Consider the following 23,525-nt stretch of genomic DNA (forward strand, 5'->3'; position numbering starts at 1 on the left):
AGATCAAAAGATCGCAGCCTTCGGCAGCTCCTACAGGGTGTACGTCACCCCAATGTAGGAGCTGCCGCAGGCTGCGATCTTTTTACGCTCTGACCAGGCGCAACCCGGCAATCACCGCCGCAAACACCGCCAACGTCGTGTTGTACAACGCCAGCGCCGGCAATCCGGCCACCAGCGCCAACACCGCCATCCACCACCCTGCCCGCCCGGGCACGACAAAACCGATCAGCGCCGCACCCAGCGCCGTCCAGCCCAGCACCTTGAAATGAATCATCAAACCAAGGTTCGAGCGCACTTGGCATTCCCAACGGCTGGCCTCATCCACACAGATGCCCACCCATTTGCCGTCTTCCATAAAGCCATAACGCGCGCCATAGCTGGCGGCCAGCCATAACGGCAACAAAACAAGCAGCAAAATCCAGGGCAAGCGGCGGGACATGAAGCACTCCAATCTTCGGAAATCGGCGGCCAGCTTAATCTGCCTTCAATACTTCGCAAGCGATAACAACTGTTAACTGTTCATCAAGGGCGTGCAAAGTGTATCGTCCAGCTACTATTACTCCGAATTCTGCCTGTTTGGTGCCGCTGCATGGCACTTTGGCGCAAACCCGGTGGTCATAGCCTGCGAACTTCATTCGGCACCTTCCTCTAAGGGATCTAGTCATGCTCCGTTCCTTGCGCTTCGCCGCGCTGATCAGCGGCCTTATTTTGAGTGCGTCCGCACTGGCGGTGGATATCGACCCCGCCAGCTATGGCTACCCCCTCACCAACCCGTTTGAGGCGACTATCGCCACCACCCCGCCGGATTTGCGTCCGGAGCTGCCGCTGGATGACGACATCGATCAGTCCGATCGCAGCCTCACATTGCGCCCGGAGCGTGAATTCATTCTGCCGGACAACTTCTGGGCGGTGAAAAAGCTCACCTACCGCATCGCTACCCAGGACAAACCGGCCCCGCTGATCTTCCTGATCGCCGGCACCGGCGCGCGCTATGACAGCACGCTCAACGAATACCTGAAAAAGCTCTACTACAAGGCCGGCTACCACGTCGTGCAGTTGTCGTCGCCGACCAGTTTCGACTTCATCAGTGCCGCTTCTCGTTTTGCCACCCCCGGCATTACCAAGGACGATGCTGAAGACATGTACCGGGTCATGCAGGCCGTGCGGGCGCAGAACCCGAAACTGCCGGTGACCGAGTATTACCTCACCGGTTACAGCCTCGGTGCGCTGGACGCAGCCTTCGTCGCGCACCTGGACGAAACCCGCCGCAGCTTCAACTTCAAGAAAGTCCTGCTGCTCAACCCGCCGGTCAACCTCTACACCTCGATCAGCAACCTCGACAAGCTGGTGCAGACCGAAGTGAAAGGCATCAACAACAGCACCACGTTCTATGAACTGGTGCTGAACAAGTTGACCCGCTACTTCCAGCAGAAAGGCTACATCGACCTCAACGATGCGCTGCTCTATGACTTCCAGCAGTCCAAGCAGCATTTGACCAACGAGCAGATGGCGATGTTGATCGGCACCTCGTTCCGCTTCTCGGCAGCCGACATCGCGTTCACCTCGGACTTGATCAATCGTCGTGGTCTGATCACCCCGCCGAAAACCGAGATCACCGAAGGCACCAGCCTCACGCCGTACCTCAAGCGTGCGCTGCAGTGCGACTTCGAATGCTATCTGACCGATCAAGTGATTCCGATGTGGCGCGCGCGTACTGACGGCGGCAGCCTGCTGCAACTGGTCGATCAGGCCAGCCTGTATGCGCTCAAGGATTACCTGCATGACAGCCCGAAAATCGCCGTGATGCACAACGCCGACGACGTGATCCTCGGCCCGGGCGACCTCGGTTTCCTGCGCAAGACCTTCGGTGATCGCTTGACCGTTTATCCATTGGGCGGCCATTGCGGCAACATTAACTACCGCGTCAACAGCGACGCCATGCTGGAGTTCTTCCGTGGCTAAATATCTCCTGCTGGCGACAGCGTTACTCTGTGCAGGCGTGGCTCAGGCCGACAACAGCAAAGCCAATGCACCGGTGGTGGTCGACAGTGACGGCTTCAAGGAGCCGCTGTCGAAACTGAAATTCAACCCGGGTCTGGATCAGCGCGAATTCGAGCGTTCGACGCTCAACGCGCTGAACGTCTACGACCCGCTGGAATCGTGGAACCGCCGCGTTTACCACTTCAACTACCGCTTCGACGAATGGGTGTTCCTGCCGGTGGTCGACGGTTATCGTTACGTGACGCCGAGCTTCGTGCGTACTGGCGTGAGCAACTTCTTCAACAACCTGGGTGACGTGCCGAACCTGATCAACAGCTTGCTGCAGTTCAAGGGCCAGCGTTCAATGGAAACCACCGCGCGCCTGCTGTTCAACACCACGATCGGCATCGGCGGTCTGTGGGATCCGGCGACCGCCATGGGCCTGCCGCGCCAGAGCGAAGACTTTGGTCAGACCCTCGGCTTCTACGGCGTACCGGGCGGGGCCTATTTCGTGCTGCCAATCCTCGGCCCGTCGAACATCCGCGACACCGCTGGCCTCGCCGTGGATTACACCGCCGAATCGGCGATCAACTTCCTCAACGTTTCGGAAGTCAGCTCCGACCACCCGGAAGTCTGGGCCCTGCGCGCGGTCGACAAGCGCTACCAGACCAGCTTCCGTTACGGCCAGATGAACTCGCCGTTCGAGTACGAGAAAGTGCGTTACGTGTACACCGAAGCACGCAAGCTGCAGATCGCCGAATAGTTTTCGGCGGGTACAAAAAAGGGCTATTCGATGCGAGTCGAATGGCCCTTTTTTTAGATCAAAGGATCGCAGCCTGCGGCAGCTCCTACATGGGCATCGCGTACACCTGTAGGAGCTGCCGAAGGCTGCGATCTTTCAGCCTTTAACAGATTTCCAGATTTTGCCGACGACGGATACCACCGCCAGCACCACTGCCCCGGCAATAATCCCCGCCACGCCATTCAGCAACATCGGCACCGCAAACCCGGCCCCACCCGCCGCCGCGCCCACACCTTCAATCCAGTGATGCACCACCGGTACGCCGTGAGTAAGGATGCCGCCGCCAACCAAAAACATCGCCGCCGTACCGACCACCGACAAGGTTTTCATCATGTACGGCGCCGCGCTCAGAATGCCGCTGCCGATTTTCTTGGCTGCCTGCCCAGGCTTCTGCGTCAGCCACAAACCGAGGTCGTCGAGTTTGACGATGCCCGCCACCAACCCGTAAACGCCAACAGTCATGACAATAGCGATGCCCGACATCACGACCACTTGCTGAGTCAGCGACGCATCCGCCACGGTGCCGAGGGTGATCGCGATGATTTCTGCCGAGAGGATGAAATCCGTGCGGATCGCACCCTTGATCTTGTCCTTCTCGTACGCCACCAGATCAGTTGCCGGATCAGCCACTGCTTCCTTCAGTTGCGCATGCTCGGTGTCGTCTTCAGCCTTGCTGTGCAGAAATTTGTGCGCAAGTTTCTCGAAACCCTCGAAGCACAGGTACGCGCCGCCGACCATCAACAGCGGCGTCACCAGCCACGGCACGAACGCACTGATCGCCAGCGCCGACGGCACCAGGATCAGTTTGTTGACGAACGAACCCTTCGCTACCGCCCAGACCACGGGAATCTCGCGCTCGGCACGCACACCGGAGACTTGCTGGGCATTCAGCGCCAGATCATCGCCGAGCACGCCCGCGGTCTTCTTGGCGGCCATCTTGGTCATCAAGGCAACGTCGTCCAGAACGGTGGCGATGTCATCGATCAGCACCAGCAAACTGCTTCCTGCCATGAATCCTGTTTCCTTTTATGTATGAATGTTGCGAAGCATAACGCGACCATAGACCACGCGGTGCATTCTTGAGCGCTGCGCGAGGCCGGTGCTACCATGCGCAACCGCCAGAACAGGCAAGGAACCACCGGGTTTATGAGCACAATCCGCGAGCGCAACAAAGAACTGATCCTGCGTGCCGCCAGTGAGGAGTTTGCCGACAAGGGCTTCGCTGCGACCAAAACCAGCGACATCGCCGCCAAGGCGGGATTGCCCAAGCCCAACGTCTACTACTACTTCAAGTCCAAGGAAAACCTTTACCGCGAGGTACTGGAAAGCATCATCGTGCCGATTTTGCAGGCCTCGACCCCGTTCAATCCGGACGGCGTTCCGAGCGAAGTGCTGAGCGGCTACATCCGCTCGAAGATCCGCATCTCCCGCGATCTGCCGTTCGCCTCGAAAGTGTTCGCCAGCGAAATCATGCACGGCGCCCCACACCTGAGCGCCGACCTGGTCGAGCAACTCAACGGCCAGGCCAAGCACAACATCGACTGCATCCAGAGCTGGATCGACCGCGGCCAGATCGCCCCGATCGACCCTAATCACCTGATGTTCAGCATCTGGGCCGCGACCCAGACTTACGCCGACTTCGACTGGCAGATTTCTGCGGTGACGGGGAAGGAGAAGCTGGATGAAGCGGATTACGAAGCGGCGGCGCAGACGATAATCCGGTTGGTGTTGAAAGGGTGTGAGCCGGACTGATGCTATCGCGAGCAAGCTCACTCCCACATTGGATCTGTGGCGTTCACAAATCCCCTGTGGGAGCGAGCCTGCTCGCGAATGGCGGCGCCACAGAAAATAAGCTCAAACCCAAATCGCATCCCACAGTGGATAGTCGCCAAGCTTATCCACCAAGCCTGCCCGCAACGGGTTGGCCACGACGTATCGAGCCAGCTTCACCAAGTCTTCTTCTCTGCGCAATGCACGATCATGAAAGCCTGATTGCCAAATACTGGTGTCTCTACCCGTTGAGAGATTCACGGCTTTGGTACTGAGGGATTTGGTTCGCTGCATCAACTCGCCAAGCGAACCACTCTTCAATTCGATCAGCCAGTGAAAATGATCCGGCATGACAACCCATGCCAGCGTGTTTGCTAATCCCTTTCCCTCTGCGACCCGGAACTGGTTCACGACCAATCGGCCAAGCGCAAAGTCTTTGAAAATAGGGCGTCTCCCCGCCGTATTGGTAGTCAGCAGGTAGATGCGGTTGTGTTCGGAGTAGCGGCCGACGCGCAAGCGATGTGAAGCAGATAGATCCAGCATTCCTTTGCCTTTTCATATGCGGTTTATGAAAAGGCTAGTTCTGTGAATGTCGGAGCAGGTGCCGGTTTTTAGCAAGATGTGTTTTTGAGATCGTATTCGCGAGCAGGCTCGCTCCCACAGGGGGTTCGGGGTATTCAGACATTTTGTGTCGAACCACAAATCCAATGTGGGAGTGAGCCTGCTCGCGAAAGCGATTAATCAGACGCTAAAGATCAAGCAGCCACCCCCGCATCCGCCCGCAACTCCAGCGCCTCCACCGCTTTAATCGCCACTTGCTCATCGATATCCGACAGATCGCCGCTAATCCCGATCGCTCCCAGCACATTCCCCGCCTGATCACGAATCAACACACCGCCCGGTGCCGGCACGACGCTGCCCTGGCCCATGCTGTTCAGCGCAGCAATAAAGGCCGGGCGTTGTTGGGCGTCGAGGGCGAGCAGGCGCGAGCCTTTGCCGAGGGCGATGGCGCCCCAGGCTTTGCCGATGGCGATTTGTGGGCGCAGAAGGCTGGCGCCGTCTTCGCGTTGCAGGGTCACCAAGTGGCCGCCGGTGTCGAGTACTGCGATGGTCAGGGGTGCGGCGTTGATGCCGCGCCCTGCGTTAATGGCCTCGTTGACCAGTTTGACTGCGACTTTCAAGGTTAAAGCGCTCATGGTGCCGTCCTCATTTTGTTATAGGGAAAGTCGTGGGCCTGCGGTTTTGTGCCGCAGTCCGATGCAACAAATAGAACACAATGAATTATTTTTTTGTATACAATAATTCTCGAAAAGCGCCACATGCGACGAAAAGCCACAGTCATAAAGGCTTCCGACGAATGAAACAGGCGCTTGAGAAAATGGATTGACCTGCGCCGTCCGCCGTGAATACACTCTGCGCAAAGCCACTTGTATACAATTACAAAACGTAAAGAGGCACAAAACCATGAGCAAAATGAGAGCAATCGAAGCCGCCGTTCTGGTGATGCGCCGTGAAGGGGTTGATACCGCTTTTGGCATCCCGGGCGCTGCCATCAACCCGCTGTACTCCGCCTTGCAGAAAGTCGGTGGCATCGATCACGTCCTTGCTCGCCACGTCGAAGGCGCCTCGCACATGGCCGAGGGCTACACCCGCACTAAAGCCGGCAACATCGGCGTGTGCATCGGCACTTCCGGCCCTGCCGGTACCGACATGGTCACCGGGCTCTACAGCGCCTCGGCCGACTCGATTCCAATCCTCTGCATTACCGGCCAGGCACCCCGCGCCCGTATGCACAAGGAAGACTTCCAGGCTGTCGACATCACCAGCATCGTCAAGCCAGTCACCAAGTGGGCGACCACTGTTCTGGAACCAGGCCAGGTGCCTTACGCGTTCCAGAAAGCGTTTTTTGAAATGCGCTCCGGCCGTCCAGGCCCAGTGCTGATCGACCTGCCGTTCGACGTGCAGATGGCCGAAATCGAATTCGACATCGACGCTTACCAGCCGCTGCCATTGGCCAAACCGACCGCGACCCGCATTCAGGTCGAGAAGGCTTTGGCGCTGCTCGATCAGGCTGAGCGTCCACTGTTGGTAGCAGGCGGCGGCATCATCAACGCCGACGCCAGCGATCTGCTGGTTGAATTCGCTGAGCTGACCGGCATCCCGGTAATCCCGACCCTGATGGGCTGGGGCACCATCCCGGACGATCACCCCTTGATGGTCGGCATGGTCGGTCTGCAGACTTCGCACCGTTACGGCAACGCGACCCTGCTGAAATCCGACGTGGTGTTGGGGATCGGTAACCGTTGGGCTAACCGCCACACCGGTTCGGTTGACGTTTACACCGAAGGCCGCAAGTTCATTCACGTCGACATCGAAGGCACGCAGATCGGTCGTGTGTTCACGCCGGATCTGGGCATCGTGTCCGACGCCGCTGCAGCACTGACCGTGTTCATCGAAGTGGCGCGTGAATGGCAAGCCGCCGGCAAGCTGAAAAACCGCAGTGCCTGGCTGCAAGACTGCCAGCAGCGCAAAGCCAGCCTGCATCGCAAAACCCACTTCGACAACGTGCCGGTAAAACCACAGCGCGTTTACGAAGAAATGAACCAGGTGTTCGGCAAGGACACCTGCTACGTCAGCACCATTGGTCTGTCGCAGATTGCCGGCGCGCAGTTCCTGCACGTCTACAAGCCGCGGCACTGGATCAACTGTGGCCAGGCCGGCCCGTTGGGCTGGACCATTCCGGCAGCGCTGGGCGTGGTGAAGGCCGATCCGAGCCGCAAAGTTGTGGCCCTGTCGGGGGACTATGACTTCCAGTTCATGATCGAAGAACTGGCGGTCGGCGCTCAGTTCAAACTGCCGTACATCCACGTCGTGGTGAACAACTCGTACCTGGGTCTGATCCGTCAGGCACAGCGCGGCTTCGAAATGGACTACTGCGTGCAGCTGTCCTTCGATAACCTGAACGCGCCGGAACTCAACGGTTACGGTGTTGACCACGTCGCAGTCGCTGAAGGCCTCGGCTGTAAAGCGCTGCGTGTGTTCGAACCATCGGAAATCGCCCCTGCCCTGCGCAAGGCCGAACAGATGATCGAAGAGTTCAAAGTGCCGGTAATCGTCGAGATCATTCTGGAGCGTGTGACCAACATCTCCATGGGTACCGAGATCAACGCCGTCAACGAATTCGAAGACCTGGCGCTGGTCGGCAACGATGCGCCAACGGCGATTTCGCTGCTCGACTGATCCGCCATGGCCTGATGCTCCTGTAGGAGCTGCCGCAGGCTGCGATCTTTTGATCTTTGTTGTTAACAGATCAAGATCAAAAGATCGCAGCCTGCGGCAGCTCCTACACGGGGTCATCATCATTAATTTGCAACGGGAGACCACCATGCCGCGTTTCGCAGCCAACCTGTCCATGCTGTTCACCGAACAGGATTTCCTTGCCCGTTTCGACGCCGCCGCCAAGGCTGGTTTCAGCGGTGTCGAGTACCTGTTCCCGTACGATTTCAGCTCTGCCGAAATCAAGGCCAAGCTCGACGCCAACGGTCTGACCCAAGTGCTGTTCAACCTGCCGGCCGGTGACTGGGCCAAGGGCGAGCGCGGTATCGCGTGTCTGCCTGATCGGGTTGAAGAGTTCCGTGCCGGTGTCGATCTGGCCATCGCTTACGCACAAGTGCTGGGCAACACCCAGATCAACTGCCTGGCCGGTATTCGTCCGCAAGGCGTTGATGACGTCACCGTGGAAAAAACCTTCGTTGCCAACCTGAAATACGCGGCTGACAAGCTGCAAGCGGCGGGCATCAAACTGGTGATGGAAGCAATCAACACCCGCGACATCCCGGGTTTCTACCTGAACAACACGGCGCAAGCCCTGTCGATTCGCGAACAGGTCGGCAGCGCCAATCTGTATCTGCAATACGACATCTATCACATGCAAATCATGGAAGGCGATCTGGCCCGCACCCTGCAATCGCACCTGGGCGAGATCAACCATGTGCAGCTCGCGGACAACCCGGGCCGCAACGAGCCGGGCACCGGTGAGATCAACTATCGGTTTCTGTTCGAACACCTCGACCGCATCGGTTATCAGGGTTGGGTGGGTTGCGAATACAAGCCGCTGACCACCACCGAAGCAGGCCTCGGCTGGCTGAAGTCGCACAACGCAATCTGACAAACACATGACCCTGTAGGAGCTGCCGAAGGCTGCGATCTTTTGATCTTGTTATTTTGAAGATCAAGATCAAAAGATCGCAGCCTTCGGCAGCTCCTACAGGGGAAAGACAAAAACAAGAGGATTTTCTCATGGCTAAAATCGGATTTATCGGCACCGGCATCATGGGCCACCCAATGGCTTCGAACCTGCAGAAAGCCGGTCACAGCCTGTTCCTGTCGGCGCACCACGACGCCGCCCCGGCCGATCTGGTTGCCGCTGGCGCCGTCGCCCTGGCCAACCCGCGCGAAGTCGCGCAGGAAGCTGAATTCATCATCGTCATGGTGCCGGATACCCCGCAGGTAGACGACGTACTGTTCCGCGCTGACGGCGTTGCCGCTGGCCTGAGCAAAGGCAAAATCGTGATCGACATGAGCTCGATCTCGCCGACCGCCACCAAGGCCTTCGCGGCGAAGATCAACGAGAAAGGCGCGCAATACCTCGACGCACCGGTATCCGGTGGTGAAGTCGGCGCCAAAGCCGCGACCCTGAGCATCATGATCGGTGGCGATGCCGATGCCTTCGAACGCGCGCTGCCACTGTTCCAGGCCATGGGCAAAAACATCACCCTGGTCGGTGGCAATGGCGACGGTCAAACCGCCAAAGTCGCCAACCAGATCATCGTTGCCCTGAACATTCAGGCCGTCGCTGAAGCCCTGCTGTTCGCTTCGAAAAACGGCGCTGATCCGGCCAAGGTGCGTGAAGCACTGATGGGCGGTTTCGCGTCCTCGAAGATCCTTGAAGTGCACGGCGAGCGCATGATCAAAGGCACTTTCGATCCAGGCTTCCGCATCAGCCTGCACCAGAAAGACCTGAACCTGGCCCTGCAAGGCGCCAAAGAGCTGAACATCAACCTGCCAAACACCGCCAACGCCCAGCAAGTGTTCAGCACCTGCGCAGCGATCGGTGGCAGCAACTGGGATCACTCGGCGCTGATCAAAGGTCTGGAGCACATGGCCAACTTCTCGATTCGCGACAACAAATAAGCCCTGCACAAAACCCTGTGGGAGCGAGCCTGCTCGCGAAAGCGGTTGCACATTCAACATCCATGTTGGCTGACACACCGCCTTCGCGAGCAGGCTCGCTCCCACAAGGGTTCCGAGTTGCCCTTTCGAATAACAAGAATTCCGGGAGCCCGCCATGTCGGTCGATCCGCAACAACTGCTGCGCGAGCTGTTTGCCACAGCCATCGACGCGGCCCATCCGAACCAAGTCCTCGAAGCCCATTTGCCTGCCGATCGTACTGGCCGGGTGATCGTCATCGGTGCCGGCAAAGCCGCTGCTGCGATGGCGCAAGTGGTCGAAAATTGCTGGCAAGGTGACGTGTCTGGCCTGGTGGTGACCCGTTACGGTCACGGCGCCCCGTGCGAAAAAATCGAAGTGGTCGAAGCCGCGCATCCGGTGCCGGACGCTGCCGGTCTGGCCGTGGCCAAACGCGTACTGGAACTGGTCAGCAACCTGAGCGAAGACGACCGCGTAATCTTCCTGCTCTCCGGCGGTGGTTCTGCCCTGCTCGCATTGCCGGCCGAAGGCATCACCCTCGCCGACAAGCAGTCGATCAACAAAGCCCTGCTCAAATCCGGCGCGACCATCGGCGAGATGAACTGCGTGCGCAAGCACCTCTCGGCGATCAAGGGCGGCCGTCTCGGCAAGGCCTGCTGGCCTGCCACTGTTTACACCTACGCGATTTCCGATGTGCCGGGCGACCTCGCCACGGTCATCGCTTCCGGCCCGACCGTGGCCGATCCAAGCACCTCCGCCGAAGCGCTGGCGATCATCAAACGCTACGGCATCGAGATTCCCGTTTCCGTGCGCAACTGGTTGCAAAGCCCAGAGTCGGAAACCGTCAAACCCGGTGATCCGAGTCTTGCGCGCAGCCACTTCCAATTGATCGCCCGTCCTCAGCAATCGCTGGATGCGGCGGCGGTGAAATGCCGTCAGGCCGGGTTCAGCACGCTGATCCTCGGCGACCTCGAAGGTGAGTCGCGCGAAGTGGCGAAAGTCCACGCCGGCATCGCCCGCCAGATCATCAACCACGGTCAGCCACTGGCAGCACCGTGCGTGATTTTGTCCGGTGGCGAAACCACCGTGACCGTGCGCGGCAATGGCCGTGGCGGACGCAACGCCGAATTCCTTCTGAGCCTGACCGAAAATCTCAAAGGCCAGCCCGGCGTCTATGCCCTGGCCGGTGACACCGACGGCATCGACGGCTCGGAAGACAACGCCGGCGCGATCATGACCCCGGACAGCTACGCCCGCGCCGCCGCCCTCGGTTTGAGCGCCAGCGACGAGCTGGATAACAACAACGGCTACGGTTATTTCGAGGCGCTCGATGCGCTGATCGTCACCGAGCCGACCCGCACCAACGTCAACGACTTCCGCGCCATTCTGATCCTTGAGAGCTGCAAATCATGACGCCTGATAAAAAGGTAAAAATCCTCGCCACCCTCGGGCCTGCTGTCGACGGCATCGAAGAGATCCGTGAACTGGTCGAGGCCGGGGTCAATATCTTCCGCCTGAACTTCAGCCACGGCGATCACGCCGACCACGCCAAGCGCTATCAGTGGATCCGCGAAGTCGAGCGCCAGCTCAACTACCCGCTGGGCATTCTGATGGACTTGCAGGGGCCGAAACTGCGCGTCGGCAAGTTCGCTGACGGCAAGGTGCAACTGCATCGCGGTCAGGCCTTCCGTCTCGATCTGGACGCGACACCGGGCGATCAGCGCCGAGTGAATCTGCCGCATCCGGAAATCATCGAAGCGCTGGAAGCGGGCATGGATCTGCTGCTCGACGACGGCAAACTGCGTCTGCGCGTGGTCAGCAAATACGCCGATGCGATCGACACCACCGTGCTCAACGGCGGCGAGTTGTCGGATCGCAAAGGCGTGAACGTACCGCAAGCCGTGCTCGACCTCAGCCCGCTGACCGCCAAGGATCGCCGCGATTTGAGCTTCGGTCTGGAACTGGGCGTGGATTGGGTAGCGCTGTCGTTTGTGCAGCGTCCGCAAGACATCATCGAAGCTCGCGCATTGATCGGCGACAAAGCCTTTTTGATGGCAAAAATCGAGAAGCCTTCCGCGGTTGAACAGCTGCGTGAAATCGCGGAATTGAGCGATGCGATCATGGTGGCCCGTGGCGACCTTGGCGTTGAAGTGCCGGCCGAAAGCGTGCCGCAGATTCAGAAAAACATCATCACTACCTGCCGCGAACTCGGAAAACCGGTGGTGGTGGCGACGCAGATGCTTGAGTCGATGCGCTTCTCCCCTGCCCCGACCCGCGCCGAGGTGACTGACGTCGCCAACGCCGTGGCCGAAGGTGCCGATGCAGTGATGCTCTCGGCAGAAACTGCGTCCGGCGAGTACCCGCTGGAAGCCGTGCAGATGATGAGCAAGATCATCCGCCAGGTGGAGAACGGCCCGGATTATCAGACCCAGCTCGACGTCAGCCGGCCGAAGGCTGAAGCGACCGTGTCCGATGCGATCAGTTGCGCGATCCGTCGCATCAGCAACGTGCTGCCAGTGGCGGTGCTGGTCAACTACAGCGAGTCGGGCACCTCAAGTTTGCGTGCCGCGCGGGAACGGCCGAAAGCGCCGATCCTCAACCTGACGCCGAATCTGCAAACCGCGCGGCGTCTGAGCGTGGCGTGGGGGATTCACTCGGTGGTCAACGATCGCCTGCGTCAGGTCGACGAAGTCTGCTCCACCGCACTGGAAATCGCCCAGGCCCAAGGCATGGCCGAGCGTGGCGACACGCTGCTGATTACTGCCGGTGTGCCGTTTGGCCAGCCTGGATCGACTAACTCGCTGCGGATCGAAACATTGATCTGACCCACATTCTTAATGTGAGTACAAAACCTGTGGCGAGGGGATTTATCCCCGATTGACTGCGCAGCAGTCACAGCTTTTCGGACATGACAGTTTTCACAGAAAAACCGCATGCACCGAATTTGGGGCCGCTTCGCAGCCCATCGGGGCGGTGCGACGTTTCGCTGAATCCCCTCGCCACAGTGACTTGCAAGACCTTTTGATGTTCCAACTGCCCAGATTTTCTCAACATGCCTGCCAATCATTTCAACACCCACTGCCCCGACTGGGCCGAGGCTTTGCTCAACGGTTTCAGTCAAATATTCCTCCAGCGCCATCCGCTGTGCGGCCTGCTGTGTCTGTTGGCGATCCTGCTGACCGCACCCGTGCTGTTCGCCGGGGCGCTGCTCGGTGCCGTCGCCGGATTGCTCACCGCGCAACGCCGCAATTACGCCAAGGCTGATCGCCAGGCTGGACTGTTCAGCTACAACGGCATCTTGCTCGGTCTGCTGCTGAGCCTGTATTTCCCATGGTCGCCAATGCTGCCGCCGCTGATTCTTGCCGCTGGCGGCTTGAGCGCGATGGTCACGCAACAATGGCTCAAACATGTCTACAGCAGCCGATCGATTCCGGCCTACACCTCGCCGTTCGTCGCGATGAGCTGGGTTCTGTTGCTGTTCGCCGAACCGTCGGCGCCGATGGCACACGTCGAAATGAGCACGCTGAACCTGCTCGCCGCCGAACTGCGGGGCCTCGGCCAGGTGATGTTTCTCGGTCATCCACTGGCCGGCGCATTGATCGCCATCGGTTTGCTGGTCGCGGATCGCCGCGCGTTTTGCTGGGCGCTGCTGGCGTCGGCGATCGGCCTCGGTTCCAGTTTGCTGCACCACGAAACCAGCGTCGCACTGCTCGGCATCGGCAGCTACAACGCCGTGCTCGCCGCCCTCGCCTTTTCGTCGCAACGCCAACAACCGTGGTTGCCGCTGCTCGGCATCGTTCTCGCGCTGCTGGTCACGCCGTTGTTTGCAGCGGTTGGCCTCGCCACTTTGACCGCGCCATTCATCCTCGCCGGCTGGCTGATCCGCGCCGGGATTCAGATGCTCGGCAAAGCGTCGGTCGAGCGTGCGCCTTGCGCTCACGGTGAGAATCAACCTAGGCTGCGCTGATCTTTGATTCAGGCGTTTTCCATGGACAGCAGCAACAATTGGCGCGAACGGCTCTACGTCATGATTTTCCAGAGCGACACCCTCGCCGGGCGTCGCTTCGACGGCATCTTGCTGTTGATCATCCTCGCCAGTCTGGTGATCGTGATGCTCGACAGCATCGACAGCATTCACCAGAACTACGCGAATGTGCTGGCCTACATCGAGTGGGGCTTCACGATCATCTTTCTCGGCGAGTACATCCTGCGTCTGTACTGCTCACCGAAGCCGCTGCGCTACGCCTTCAGTTTTTACGGGTTGGTGGATTTGCTGGCGATCGTGCCCGGCATCCTTGCGCTGTATTACAGCGATGCGCAGTACCTGCTGATAATCCGGATCATCCGCATGCTGCGGATTTTCCGCGTGCTCAAGCTCAGCCCGTACCTCAAACAAGCCAACTATTTGATGTCGGCGCTGCGCGGCAGCAAGCAGAAGATCGTCGTGTTTCTCGTCAGCGTCTGCACGCTGGTGACGGTATTCGGCACGCTGATGTACGTGATCGAAGGCCCGGAGCATGGCTTCACCAGCATTCCCAAAGGCATCTATTGGGCGATCGTCACGCTGACCACTGTGGGCTTCGGCGACATCGTGCCGAAGACGCCGTTGGGTCAGGTCATTTCGTCGCTGGTGATGATCACCGGTTACTCGATCATCGCCGTGCCCACCGGTATTTTCACCGCCGAACTGGCCAACGCCATGCGCGGTGAACAGCTGCAGCACGACTGCCCGGTGTGCAAGAAAAACAGCCACGAACACGGCGCGGCGTTCTGCTCGCGGTGCGGCAATCAGCTATTCAAGAAAGTGGAATAAGCAAAGAGCTTTTTAATCTTTAAGCGACTATGCACAGCCCGTTATAGTCGTGGCAATTAAACATCACCCCCCCAATGTAGGAGCTGCCGAAGGCTGCGATCTTTTGATCTTGGTTTTATGAGATCAAGATCAAAAGATCGCAGCCTTCGGCAGCTCCTACATAAATAGATAACAAGGAATGCGCAGTGAAAAAACTCTTTGGCGCCTCACTTCTCGCCGCCGGCCTGGCCTTGGCCAACATCGCTCAGGCAGCCCCGACGCTGCTTAACGTTTCCTACGACGTGATGCGCGATTTCTACAAGGACTACAACACTGCGTTCCAGAAACACTGGCAAGCCGAGCATAACGAAAACATCACCGTGCAGATGTCCTTCGGTGGTTCGAGCAAGCAAGCGCGTTCGGTGATCGACGGCCTGCCGGCTGACGTCATCACCATGAACATGGCCACCGACATCAACGCCCTCGCCGACAACGGCAAACTGGTGCCGGAGAACTGGGTCACCCGTCTGCCGAACAACAGCGCGCCGTTCACTTCCGCAACCGTGTTCATCGTGCGTAAAGGCAACCCGAAAGCCCTGAAAGACTGGCCGGATCTGCTCAAGGACGGCGTGCAAGTGATCGTGCCGAACCCGAAAACCTCGGGTAACGGCCGCTACACCTACCTGTCCGCGTGGGGTTATGTGCTGAAGAACGGCGGCGACGAGAACAAGGCCAAAGCGTTCGTCGGCAAACTGTTCAAGCAAGCGCCAGTGCTGGATACCGGTGGCCGTGCCGCGACCACCACGTTTATGACCAACCAGATCGGCGACGTGCTGGTGACCTTCGAAAACGAAGCGGAAATGATTGCTCGCGAGTTTGGTCGTGATCAATTTGAAGTGATCTACCCGAGCGTTTCGGCCGAGGCTGAGCCACCGGTTTCCGTGGTGGATAAAGTCGTCGACAAGAAGGGTTCACGGGCGGCGGCGGATGAATATCTGAAGTACCTGTGGTCGCCGGAAGGTCAGGAAATTGCGGCGGCAAACTACCTGCGTCCGCGTGATCCGGCGGTGCTGGCGAAGTACACCGATCGTTTCCCGAAAGTTGATTTCCTTTCGGTTGAGAAGACCTTTGGTGACTGGCGTACGGTGCAGAAGACTCACTTCAATGATGGCGGTGTGTTCGATCAGATTTATACCGGGCAGTAACACCTGATTACCCTTGTAGGAGCTGCCGAAGGCTGCGATCTTTTGCCTTTGATGTTTTAGAAGCAAGATCAAAAGATCGCAGCCTTCGGCAGCTCCTACAGGGGGATTGTGTTTAGGCGATTACATCGGTGGGGTCAGGCCATCCTTGCCGGCGGAGATGGATTGCGCCGTCAGCGTGCCATCCGCGCTCTGCGTCACGAACGTGACAATCTTCACCCCAACCTTCAGCAAGCTCCGATCGCCCGGCAGCAGATTCACAATCGGCACATCCTCCGGCACCAGAATCTTCTGCTGCCCACCCTTGTAGTTCACCGTCAGCACCCGCCCATTGCTCACCACCAGATCGCCGACGCTGCCATTGGTCATGCTGCTGCCCTTGGCCAGATCGAACGGTCGATGACCATCGCCACTCCCCGCCAGCTCCGGTGGAAACACATGCACTTCCAGCGCCTTGAGCGTGCCGTCTTCCTGAGGCATCGCTGCCGAGCCGATGTAGCTGCCGGGTTTGATGTCTTCGATGTTGGCCAGGGTAACGGCGCGAACCTTGGTGTCGCCGGTCAACTGAATCACCACGTTCTCGCCGCTGTTGACGTGGACTTTCAAGCTGTCCGGGCTGACCCCGGTGATCTCGCCGCGCACGCCGAGGCGCATGCCAGGTGCGTCGGCGGCCTGCACGCTGGCGGCGCCGAGCAGGCTGATCAGGACAATCGTTGCGGTATGGCGAAGCGTCTGACGAAACATTGCATTCCTCCGGTGATCAACGTGGAACAAGCCGATGCAAACATAAGCACGCTATCGAAGAAGATGTAAGTGAATGTATCATCAGCCCTCAACGGTCGGACGCAAGGTTCGCCCCGAATGGCCACGGCCGTCATTACCCGACGTAATAACTGATATCAACCGAAGGCTGCTTCTGCCCGTTCGGTTTGTCCCTTAGCCTCATCGCATTCCTTTCGCTGGATCGAGTAACCCCTATGACCGCCGCGACTCACGCAATGACCCGAGGCATGGTGCTGCTGTTCGCCTTCTGCTGCGGCGCCATCGTTGCCAACATCTACTACGCGCAGCCAATCATCGGCCTGATCGCGCCGGACATTGGCCTGAGCGACACCATGGCCAGTTTCATCGTTTCGCTGACGCAGATCGGTTATGCGCTGGGCCTGTTCTTTCTGGTACCGCTGGCGGATCTCCTGGAAAACCGCCGGTTGATGATCATCACTACCGTAGTGGCGATTGCCAGCCTGTTGGCGGCGGCGTTTACCGATCAGCCCAATGTGTTTCTGCTGATCTCGTTGCTGGTGGGTTTCAGTTCGGTGTCGGTGCAGATTCTGATTCCTCTGGCGGCGCACCTTGCTCCGGAGGAATCCCGTGGCCGTGTGGTCGGCGGGATCATGGGCGGTTTGTTGCTGGGTATTCTGTTGGCGCGACCGGTATCGAGCGTGGTTGCAGATCACCTCGGCTGGCGGGCGATGTTTATGATTGCTGCGGCACTGATGGCGGCGATCAGCGTGGTGTTGGCACTGACCGTGCCCAAGCGCCAGCCGGATCACAGTGCCACATATGGCCAACTGCTTGGCTCGTTGTGGACGCTGCTGCGCCAACAACCGGTGCTGCGTCAACGTGCGTTTTATCAGGGCTGCATGTTCGCCACGTTCAGCCTGTTCTGGACGGCCGTGCCGCTGGAACTGGCGCGCAACCATGGTCTGTCGCAAAGCGAGATCGCGATTTTCGCCCTGGTCGGCGCCATCGGTGCCATCGCCGCCCCGATCAGCGGACGCCTGGCCGACGCCGGCCACACCCGCATCGCCTCGCTGCTGGCCATGATCTTCGCCAGCCTGAGCTTCCTGCCCGCCTTCATCCACCCCGCCTACAGCGTCATCGGCCTGGCCGTAACCGGCGTGGTATTGGATTTCTGCGTACAAATGAACATGGTGCTCGGCCAACGCGCGGTCTACTCGCTGGACGCCAAAAGCCGTGGCCGCCTCAACGCCCTGTACATGACCAGCATCTTCATCGGCGGCGCCTTCGGCTCGTCGGTGGCCAGTGCGGTGTATGAACATGGCGGCTGGTTGTGGATCGTGATTGTGGGGAGTGTGTTTCCGTTGTTGGCGTTGCTGCGGTTTTTGAGTGCTTCGCAAGGGCGATCGTTGGCCACGGCGTAAGCTGCAAAAGCTTCGCGAGCAGGCTCGCTCCCACAGGTCACTCACCGGGCCTGAGGGAGCGAGGACGGTTAATACCGAACCAGCTTCTCCATCGCCGCATCCGCCAGAAAGGAGGAGCGGCTTTTGACGTTGTGTTCGCGCACATAACGATCGATGCGCTGAATCACGTAACCGGGGAGCGTCACGTTGACCTTCTCGGTCTTGCCCAGATACGGCGAGATATCCAGCTCGAGCATGCCCCAGCCCATCTCGGCGAACTCCGGGTTATTACGGTGCGCCGAGGCAGAGGTCGGCATGGGAATAGCGTCGCCATCTGCTGCAATCTCCTGCAGCATGATGTGCGCAATTTCAACGGCCGCATTGTAGGCATCTTCAAAGCTATCCCCCGCCGTCACGGCGCCAGGAATATCGGGGATCTGAATACCGATGGCAGTGTTCTCGTCGCCCCATTCGATGCAGATTGGGTATTGCATTACGGATCTCCTTTGTAACTGACTGACGGGTTGTATAACCCCGCACGCCGCCTGATGCTCTTGACCGTCCCTAACGGTAAATCCTTCTTAGGATGAGGGACGGGAATCGTGTTCGGGTTATAGCGATGAGTGAAAATGTGATGACTGCCGGTGATCCGATCCAGCGTCCAGCCCGCCTCCTCCAGCTCCTTGATCAATTGCCTGCTTTGCACCAACCGCCTCCTTGCCCTGGCCTTTTAAAAATAACCCTAGAGTTACCTTTACTCAAGCACAGAAATGCTCAGAGCGACGCCCGGTTGTTTTACAACATGTGATTGATCGCATCAAAAGCATCTCCGATCAGAACGCCCTGTGGGAGCGGGCTTGCTCGCGAAGGCGTCGTGTCAGTCGACCCTTACTAACCTGACATACCGCTTTCGCGAGCAAGCCCGCTCCCACAGGGGTTCTCGAGCCGCTTCAAGATTTGCGCATGACGCAGACAAAAAAACGGCGATCCGAGGATCGCCGTTTTCATTTACTCCCCGAACTGCTTGCCCAGTCCCGGTGGCACGCCGTGGATGTTGGTGTCTTCCCACGGGCCGTTGGGGCTGATCGAGCGGCTCCAGCCGTTGTTCCAGCGGTAGTAGGTGCGCTGGCGGTAGAAGGTGTTGGTCTGGTCGTCGAGAACGTAGACGCCGAGTTTCTGATCCCAGTGGCTGTTGCCGCCCGGCGGTGGGGCGAAGCTGGCTGAGGTGCGCGGGACGGGTTTTGCCGGTTTCGCCGGGATGCTTTTGCCCGGCGTTGGCGAGGTCGATGGGGTCGGGCTTGGTTGCGACGGCGGGATCGGCGGCAGGTTGGTCGTCGGTTCCGGGCGTTGCACCGCACATGCACTCAAGCCCAGGGCCAGTGTGAGGACTGTGATTCGGGCGATGGTGTGCATGGCGGTGCTTTCCTTGTTTGCCCGATTATTTGTCCGGGCTGTCGATGGTCAGTGTTTGTAGCGCGGTGGTGCTGCTGGCCAGAGGGCCGCTGCGACCGACCCATTCCCCGGCAGTCGGTTGGCCGGCACGGGACACGCGCGCAACCAGTTGGACTTCAGGGAAGTTCGACAGTTTCAACTGCGGCATCATTGCGTCGGCATCGCCCAGTTCGACGGTCACCGGCAGATCCGCCACGGTCAGGCGCTTGGCGGCCAGCGGTGCCGGTGGGCCGGAGGTGGCGCGGGCGAAGATGAACACGCTGTCGCCCGGTTGCACTTTGCCTTTGAGCTCGCTGGCCAGATCGACGCTGACTTTCAACAGCGCAGCTTTCGCCGGTGCCGGCGCCGCAGCGACCTTGCCGCCGCTGGCTTCCAATCGTTCGGCGGCGCGTTTGATTCCGCCTTCCAGCGCGGCACGGGAATTGTCGTCCGGCGGCAATTGCGCGAGCAGACGGTTCCAGTAATCGATGGCTTGCTGATAGCGCTCGCCTTCGAACGCGGCGATGCCGAGCAGACCGAGGCTGGTGACTTCTTTCGGATCAGCCTTCAACGCTTCGTCAGTCAGTGCCTGAATTTTGTCCGACCACTTTTTGCCATCGGCAAAATACTGCGCCTGCGCCCACTGGCCGAGCAGTTCCGGCTGGCGACCGGCGAGATTGGCGGCGCGCTCGAACATCTTCGCTGCGTCCGCCGGACGATCCTGAGCCATGTAGGTACGGCCGAGGAAGTACACTCCCTCAGCAGAATCCGGTTGCGCGGCAACGGCGCGTTCCAGACGCTGGGTCATCTCTTCCATCGACTTCGGTGCTTCGGCGAATTCGCGGGTCAGTTGGACTTTTTCCACGGCACCGAAATGCATGTATAAGCCTAAGCCCAAAACCGGCACTAGAATGGCGGCCAGCAGCGGCAACGGTTTGCCCAATCGGGAAACCCGTGGCGCCGCAACCCCTTCGGTATCAGCGAGCAACTCACGCGCTGCTTCCGCGCGACCGCTGTCCATTTGCGCCGCGTCGAGCACGCCTTCGGCCTGTTGCGATTGCAACTCGGCAACTCGCTCTTCATACAACGCGACGTTCAGGGCAGTACGATCCTCTTCACGCTGGGCGCGTCGTTCTCGCAGAACCGGGATCAGCAGAAAACTCAGGGCGACCAGAAGCAACAGCCCTGCGGCAAGCCAGAAATCAATCATTCTTGGTTTTTATCCAACAGTTGGTCGAGGCGCTGACGCTCTTCGGTGGACAGCGATTGCGGGGTGTCGGCGCGTTGACCGCGACGACGGCGGACGATCACCGCGATCACCACGAAGCCACCGAGCAGCAGACCGGCCGGGCCGAACCACAGCAGCGCGGTCTTGGCGTTGAGTGCCGGTTTGTAGCGGACGAAATCACCGTAGCGATCGACCATGAAATCGATGATCTGCTGGTCGTCCTTGCCCTCGCCGAGCATGCGGAAAATCTCTTTGCGCAGGTCAGCGGCAATCGGTGCGTTGGAGTCAGCGATGTCCTGGTTCTGGCACTTGGGGCAGCGCAGTTCCTTGGTCAGTTCGCGGAAGCGCTCGCGATCGCCTTCTTTGGCAAACTCGTAGGTGTCGATCGCGGCGTGGGCCACGCCCACCAGACTCAAACCCAATATCACGGCAGCTAGAAAACGCTTCATGGCTTGGCCTCATCGACCAGCGCCTGATACTTGGCCGCGAGTTTTTCACGCCAGACTTGCTCGTCGATCACGCCGACGTATTTGTCGCGGATGATGCCTTTGGCGTCGATGAAGAAGGTTTCCGGCGCGCCGTACACACCGAGATTCAGGCCCAACGAACCTTCGTCGTCACGGATGTCCAGCACGTACGGGTTGTGAAATTCGCTCAACCACTTCAAGGCATCGGCGTTGGTGTCTTTGTAGTTGATGCCATAGATCACCACGCCACGCTCGGCGAGTTTGTTCAGCACCGGATGCTCGACCCGGCAGGAAATGCACCAGGTGCCCCACACATTGACCAGCGCCGGTTTGCCGAGAATGTCAGCCTTGGTCAGGGTCTTGTCGCCCTGCACGCTCGGCAGGGAAAACTCCGGGAATGGCTTGTTGATCATCGCCGACGGCAGCTCCGACGGATCGAGGTACAGACCGCGATACAGAAACACCGCCACCAGCAGAAAAATCGCCAATGGCACCAGCATCAACCAACGTCTCATGCAGCCGCTCCCGTCATGCCCAGTGCTTCACGCACCTTGGATTTCACCTTGACCCGATAACGTCGATCGAGCGCCGCCAGCAAGCCACCGAGCCCGGTGAGCAAACCGCCGAACCAGATCCAGCGCACGAACGGTTTGACGTGCACGCGCACGGCCCACGCGCCGTTATCCAGCGGCTCGCCGAGGGCGACATACAGGTCACGGGTGAAACCGGCGTCGATCCCGGCTTCGGTCATCACCGAGTTCTGTACGGTGTACAGACGTTTTTCCGGGTGCAGCACGCTGATTTCCTTGCCATTGCGAATGACGCGAATGGTGCCTTTGTCAGACGTGAAGTTCGGCCCTTCGAAGTGCTTGGCGCCTTCGAAGACGAAGTGATAACCGGCCAGATCCATCGACTCGCCCGGCGCCAGACGCAAGTCGCGCTCGGCACTGTTCTGGCTCGACAACACCACGCCCAACGCGCAAACCGCGATGCCGAGGTGAGCGATCTGCATGCCCCAATAGCTGCGGGTCAGGGTCGGCAAGCCTTTGATCAGGCCTTTGTGGCGAGTCTTGTCGAAAATGTCGCGCACACCGGCGAGCAATACCCACGCGGCGAGCAGGAAGGTCGCGATGACCGCCCAGTTGAAATCGCCGTAAACGATACCGGCAACCACAGCCAGCGCCACGCTACCCAGCAACACCGGGGTCAGCATGTTCACCAGCCATTTCACCGGGGTGTCTTTCCAGCGCACGACCATGCCGATTGCCATCACCACCATCAACAGCGCCATCAAAGGAATGAACAGCGCGTTGAAGTACGGCGGGCCGACCGACAGTTTGGCGCCGCTGATCGCATCGAGAATCAGCGGATAGAGTGTGCCAAGCAGGATCATCGACGCGGCCACAACCAGCACCAGGTTGTTGCCCAGCAACAGGGTTTCCCGCGACCACAGGTTGAAGCCAACCTGGCTCTTCACCACTGGTGCGCGCAACGCAAACAGCGTCAACGAACCACCGACCACGAACAACAGGAAGATCAGAATAAACACGCCACGTTCAGGATCGGAGGCGAACGCGTGTACCGAAGTCAGTACGCCGGAACGCACGAGGAAGGTGCCGAGCAGGCTCAGCGAGAATGCCGCAATCGCCAGCAACACCGTCCAGCTCTTGAACACGCCACGTTTTTCCGTGACCGCCAGCGAGTGAATCAATGCGGTACCGACCAGCCAAGGCATGAAGGAAGCGTTTTCCACCGGATCCCAGAACCACCAGCCGCCCCAGCCGAGTTCGTAATACGCCCACCACGAACCGAGGGTGATGCCGATGCCGAGGAAGGCCCAGGCGACAATCGTCCACGGACGCGACCAGCGAGCCCACGCCGCATCCAGTCGACCACCCATCAGCGCGGCGATGGCGAAAGCGAAGGCCACTGAAAAACCGACATAACCCATGTACAGCATCGGCGGGTGAACGATCAGGCCGATGTCTTGCAGCAATGGGTTGAGGTCAGCGCCGTTGCTCGGCATTTGCGGCAGGATGCGTTTGAACGGGTTGGACGTAAGGATCAGGAACAGCAGGAAACCGGTGCTGATCATGCCCATCACCGCCAGCACGCGGGCGAGCATGACTTGCGGCAACTGGCGGGAGAACACCGACACCGCGAACGTCCAGCCGCCAAGAATCAGTGCCCACAGCAGCAACGAACCTTCGTGGGCGCCCCACACGGCGCTGAATTTGTAATACCACGGCAACGCGGTATTCGAGTTGTTCGCCACGTAAGCGACGGAGAAGTCGTCGACCATGAATGCGTAGGTCAAGGCGCCGAAGGCGAACAGCAAAAAAGCAAACTGCCCCCACGCGGCTGGTTGAGCCAGACTCATCCAGAAACGGTCACCGCGCCAGGCGCCAATCAATGGCACCACGGCCTGCACCAGCGCAAAACACAGCGCCAGAATCATCGCCAGATGGCCCAACTCAGGAATAAAAATCGCCGACGTCAT

At 59.3% G+C, this 23,525-nt stretch carries 24 protein-coding genes; 12 read left to right on the forward strand and 12 right to left on the reverse strand.

Going from position 1 to position 23,525, the window contains the following annotated elements; all coding sequences use genetic code 11:
• Positions 1–82: 82 nt before the first annotated feature.
• Positions 83–439 (reverse strand): hypothetical protein, encoded by a 357-nt coding sequence (locus tag ACP3TY_RS17140; protein ID WP_426618049.1) that lies wholly within the window; start codon positions 437–439, stop codon positions 83–85.
• A gap of 224 nt (positions 440–663) precedes the next feature.
• Here ACP3TY_RS17140 and ACP3TY_RS17145 point away from each other — a divergent pair, with 224 nt between their 5' ends.
• Together ACP3TY_RS17145 and ACP3TY_RS17150 are read left to right on the forward strand one after the other, a co-directional pair.
• On the forward strand, positions 664–1,962 hold the full coding sequence (locus ACP3TY_RS17145; protein WP_426618050.1) for a serine/threonine protein kinase: 1,299 nt from the start codon (positions 664–666) through the stop codon (positions 1,960–1,962).
• Positions 1,955–2,743, forward strand: coding sequence for an MlaA family lipoprotein (locus ACP3TY_RS17150; RefSeq protein ID WP_053118473.1), 789 nt, complete (start codon positions 1,955–1,957; stop codon positions 2,741–2,743). Before ACP3TY_RS17145 ends, ACP3TY_RS17150 begins: the two co-directional genes overlap by 8 nt.
• A 135-nt stretch (positions 2,744–2,878) precedes the next feature.
• On the opposite strand, the gene ACP3TY_RS17155 is transcribed toward ACP3TY_RS17150, so the two are convergent.
• Positions 2,879–3,793 (reverse strand): DUF808 domain-containing protein, encoded by a 915-nt coding sequence (locus tag ACP3TY_RS17155; protein ID WP_053118471.1) that lies wholly within the window; start codon positions 3,791–3,793, stop codon positions 2,879–2,881.
• Positions 3,794–3,928: 135 nt separating this feature from the next.
• Between ACP3TY_RS17155 and ACP3TY_RS17160 the strand changes: the two genes are divergently transcribed.
• The gene (locus ACP3TY_RS17160; RefSeq protein ID WP_150647094.1) at positions 3,929–4,534 is read left to right on the forward strand and encodes a TetR/AcrR family transcriptional regulator; all 606 of its coding nucleotides are present in this window, start codon (positions 3,929–3,931) and stop codon (positions 4,532–4,534) included.
• Positions 4,535–4,636: 102 nt separating this feature from the next.
• On the opposite strand, the gene ACP3TY_RS17165 is transcribed toward ACP3TY_RS17160, so the two are convergent.
• Both ACP3TY_RS17165 and ACP3TY_RS17170 read right to left on the reverse strand, forming a co-directional pair.
• Positions 4,637–5,095 carry an REP-associated tyrosine transposase gene (locus tag ACP3TY_RS17165; RefSeq protein ID WP_426618051.1) on the reverse strand — a complete coding sequence of 153 codons (459 nt, stop codon included), beginning with the start codon at positions 5,093–5,095 and terminating at the stop codon, positions 4,637–4,639.
• Between the two features lie 212 nt (positions 5,096–5,307).
• Complete coding sequence (locus ACP3TY_RS17170; protein WP_053118462.1) at positions 5,308–5,748, reverse strand: GlcG/HbpS family heme-binding protein; 441 nt, start codon at positions 5,746–5,748, stop codon at positions 5,308–5,310.
• 268 nt (positions 5,749–6,016) lie between these two features.
• Here ACP3TY_RS17170 and gcl point away from each other — a divergent pair, with 268 nt between their 5' ends.
• From gcl to ACP3TY_RS17210, 8 genes are all read left to right on the forward strand, one after another.
• The gene (gene gcl, locus ACP3TY_RS17175; protein ID WP_426618052.1) at positions 6,017–7,792 is read left to right on the forward strand and encodes a glyoxylate carboligase; all 1,776 of its coding nucleotides are present in this window, start codon (positions 6,017–6,019) and stop codon (positions 7,790–7,792) included.
• Between the two features lie 145 nt (positions 7,793–7,937).
• A complete protein-coding gene (hyi, locus tag ACP3TY_RS17180; protein ID WP_008083506.1) occupies positions 7,938–8,720 on the forward strand; it encodes a hydroxypyruvate isomerase in 783 nt (260 codons plus the stop codon).
• Between the two features lie 131 nt (positions 8,721–8,851).
• The gene (locus tag ACP3TY_RS17185) at positions 8,852–9,745 is read left to right on the forward strand and encodes a 2-hydroxy-3-oxopropionate reductase (protein ID WP_007919937.1); all 894 of its coding nucleotides are present in this window, start codon (positions 8,852–8,854) and stop codon (positions 9,743–9,745) included.
• A 154-nt stretch (positions 9,746–9,899) separates the two neighbouring features.
• Entirely contained in the window at positions 9,900–11,174 is a 1,275-nt protein-coding gene (locus ACP3TY_RS17190; protein ID WP_426618053.1) for a glycerate kinase type-2 family protein, read from the forward strand.
• Positions 11,171–12,586 (forward strand): pyruvate kinase, encoded by a 1,416-nt coding sequence (gene pyk, locus ACP3TY_RS17195; RefSeq protein ID WP_282359054.1) that lies wholly within the window; start codon positions 11,171–11,173, stop codon positions 12,584–12,586. Before ACP3TY_RS17190 ends, pyk begins: the two co-directional genes overlap by 4 nt.
• A gap of 227 nt (positions 12,587–12,813) precedes the next feature.
• A complete protein-coding gene (locus ACP3TY_RS17200; protein ID WP_426618054.1) occupies positions 12,814–13,728 on the forward strand; it encodes an urea transporter in 915 nt (304 codons plus the stop codon).
• A 21-nt stretch (positions 13,729–13,749) separates the two neighbouring features.
• Positions 13,750–14,574, forward strand: a complete 825-nt coding sequence (locus ACP3TY_RS17205; RefSeq protein ID WP_159812675.1) for an ion transporter — start codon at positions 13,750–13,752, stop codon at positions 14,572–14,574.
• A gap of 185 nt (positions 14,575–14,759) precedes the next feature.
• Positions 14,760–15,758, forward strand: a complete 999-nt coding sequence (locus ACP3TY_RS17210; RefSeq protein WP_053118449.1) for a sulfate ABC transporter substrate-binding protein — start codon at positions 14,760–14,762, stop codon at positions 15,756–15,758.
• Positions 15,759–15,878: 120 nt separating this feature from the next.
• Here ACP3TY_RS17210 and ACP3TY_RS17215 read toward each other — a convergent pair whose 3' ends face one another.
• Positions 15,879–16,499, reverse strand: a complete 621-nt coding sequence (locus tag ACP3TY_RS17215) for a DUF5666 domain-containing protein (protein WP_159812674.1) — start codon at positions 16,497–16,499, stop codon at positions 15,879–15,881.
• A gap of 233 nt (positions 16,500–16,732) precedes the next feature.
• Between ACP3TY_RS17215 and ACP3TY_RS17220 the strand changes: the two genes are divergently transcribed.
• Complete coding sequence (locus ACP3TY_RS17220) at positions 16,733–17,920, forward strand: MFS transporter (RefSeq protein WP_426618055.1); 1,188 nt, start codon at positions 16,733–16,735, stop codon at positions 17,918–17,920.
• Positions 17,921–17,988: 68 nt separating this feature from the next.
• On the opposite strand, the gene ACP3TY_RS17225 is transcribed toward ACP3TY_RS17220, so the two are convergent.
• The 7 genes from ACP3TY_RS17225 to ACP3TY_RS17255 form a co-directional block, all read right to left on the reverse strand.
• A complete protein-coding gene (locus tag ACP3TY_RS17225) occupies positions 17,989–18,393 on the reverse strand; it encodes a type II toxin-antitoxin system HicB family antitoxin (protein WP_053118443.1) in 405 nt (134 codons plus the stop codon).
• Positions 18,393–18,605 (reverse strand): type II toxin-antitoxin system HicA family toxin, encoded by a 213-nt coding sequence (locus ACP3TY_RS17230; protein WP_053118442.1) that lies wholly within the window; start codon positions 18,603–18,605, stop codon positions 18,393–18,395. The genes ACP3TY_RS17225 and ACP3TY_RS17230 overlap by 1 nt, the downstream gene beginning before the upstream one ends.
• A gap of 302 nt (positions 18,606–18,907) precedes the next feature.
• Positions 18,908–19,312, reverse strand: coding sequence for a hypothetical protein (locus ACP3TY_RS17235; RefSeq protein WP_053118435.1), 405 nt, complete (start codon positions 19,310–19,312; stop codon positions 18,908–18,910).
• Between the two features lie 25 nt (positions 19,313–19,337).
• The gene (ccmI, locus tag ACP3TY_RS17240; protein WP_426618056.1) at positions 19,338–20,540 is read right to left on the reverse strand and encodes a c-type cytochrome biogenesis protein CcmI; all 1,203 of its coding nucleotides are present in this window, start codon (positions 20,538–20,540) and stop codon (positions 19,338–19,340) included.
• Complete coding sequence (locus tag ACP3TY_RS17245; protein WP_426618057.1) at positions 20,537–21,007, reverse strand: cytochrome c-type biogenesis protein; 471 nt, start codon at positions 21,005–21,007, stop codon at positions 20,537–20,539. Before ACP3TY_RS17245 ends, ccmI begins: the two co-directional genes overlap by 4 nt.
• On the reverse strand, positions 21,004–21,540 hold the full coding sequence (locus tag ACP3TY_RS17250) for a DsbE family thiol:disulfide interchange protein (RefSeq protein ID WP_212544239.1): 537 nt from the start codon (positions 21,538–21,540) through the stop codon (positions 21,004–21,006). The genes ACP3TY_RS17245 and ACP3TY_RS17250 overlap by 4 nt, the downstream gene beginning before the upstream one ends.
• Complete coding sequence (locus tag ACP3TY_RS17255) at positions 21,537–23,525, reverse strand: heme lyase CcmF/NrfE family subunit (protein WP_426618058.1); 1,989 nt, start codon at positions 23,523–23,525, stop codon at positions 21,537–21,539. The genes ACP3TY_RS17250 and ACP3TY_RS17255 overlap by 4 nt, the downstream gene beginning before the upstream one ends.

The organism is Pseudomonas rustica (assembly GCF_049959085.1).
Lineage (GTDB): Bacteria > Pseudomonadota > Gammaproteobacteria > Pseudomonadales > Pseudomonadaceae > Aquipseudomonas > Aquipseudomonas rustica.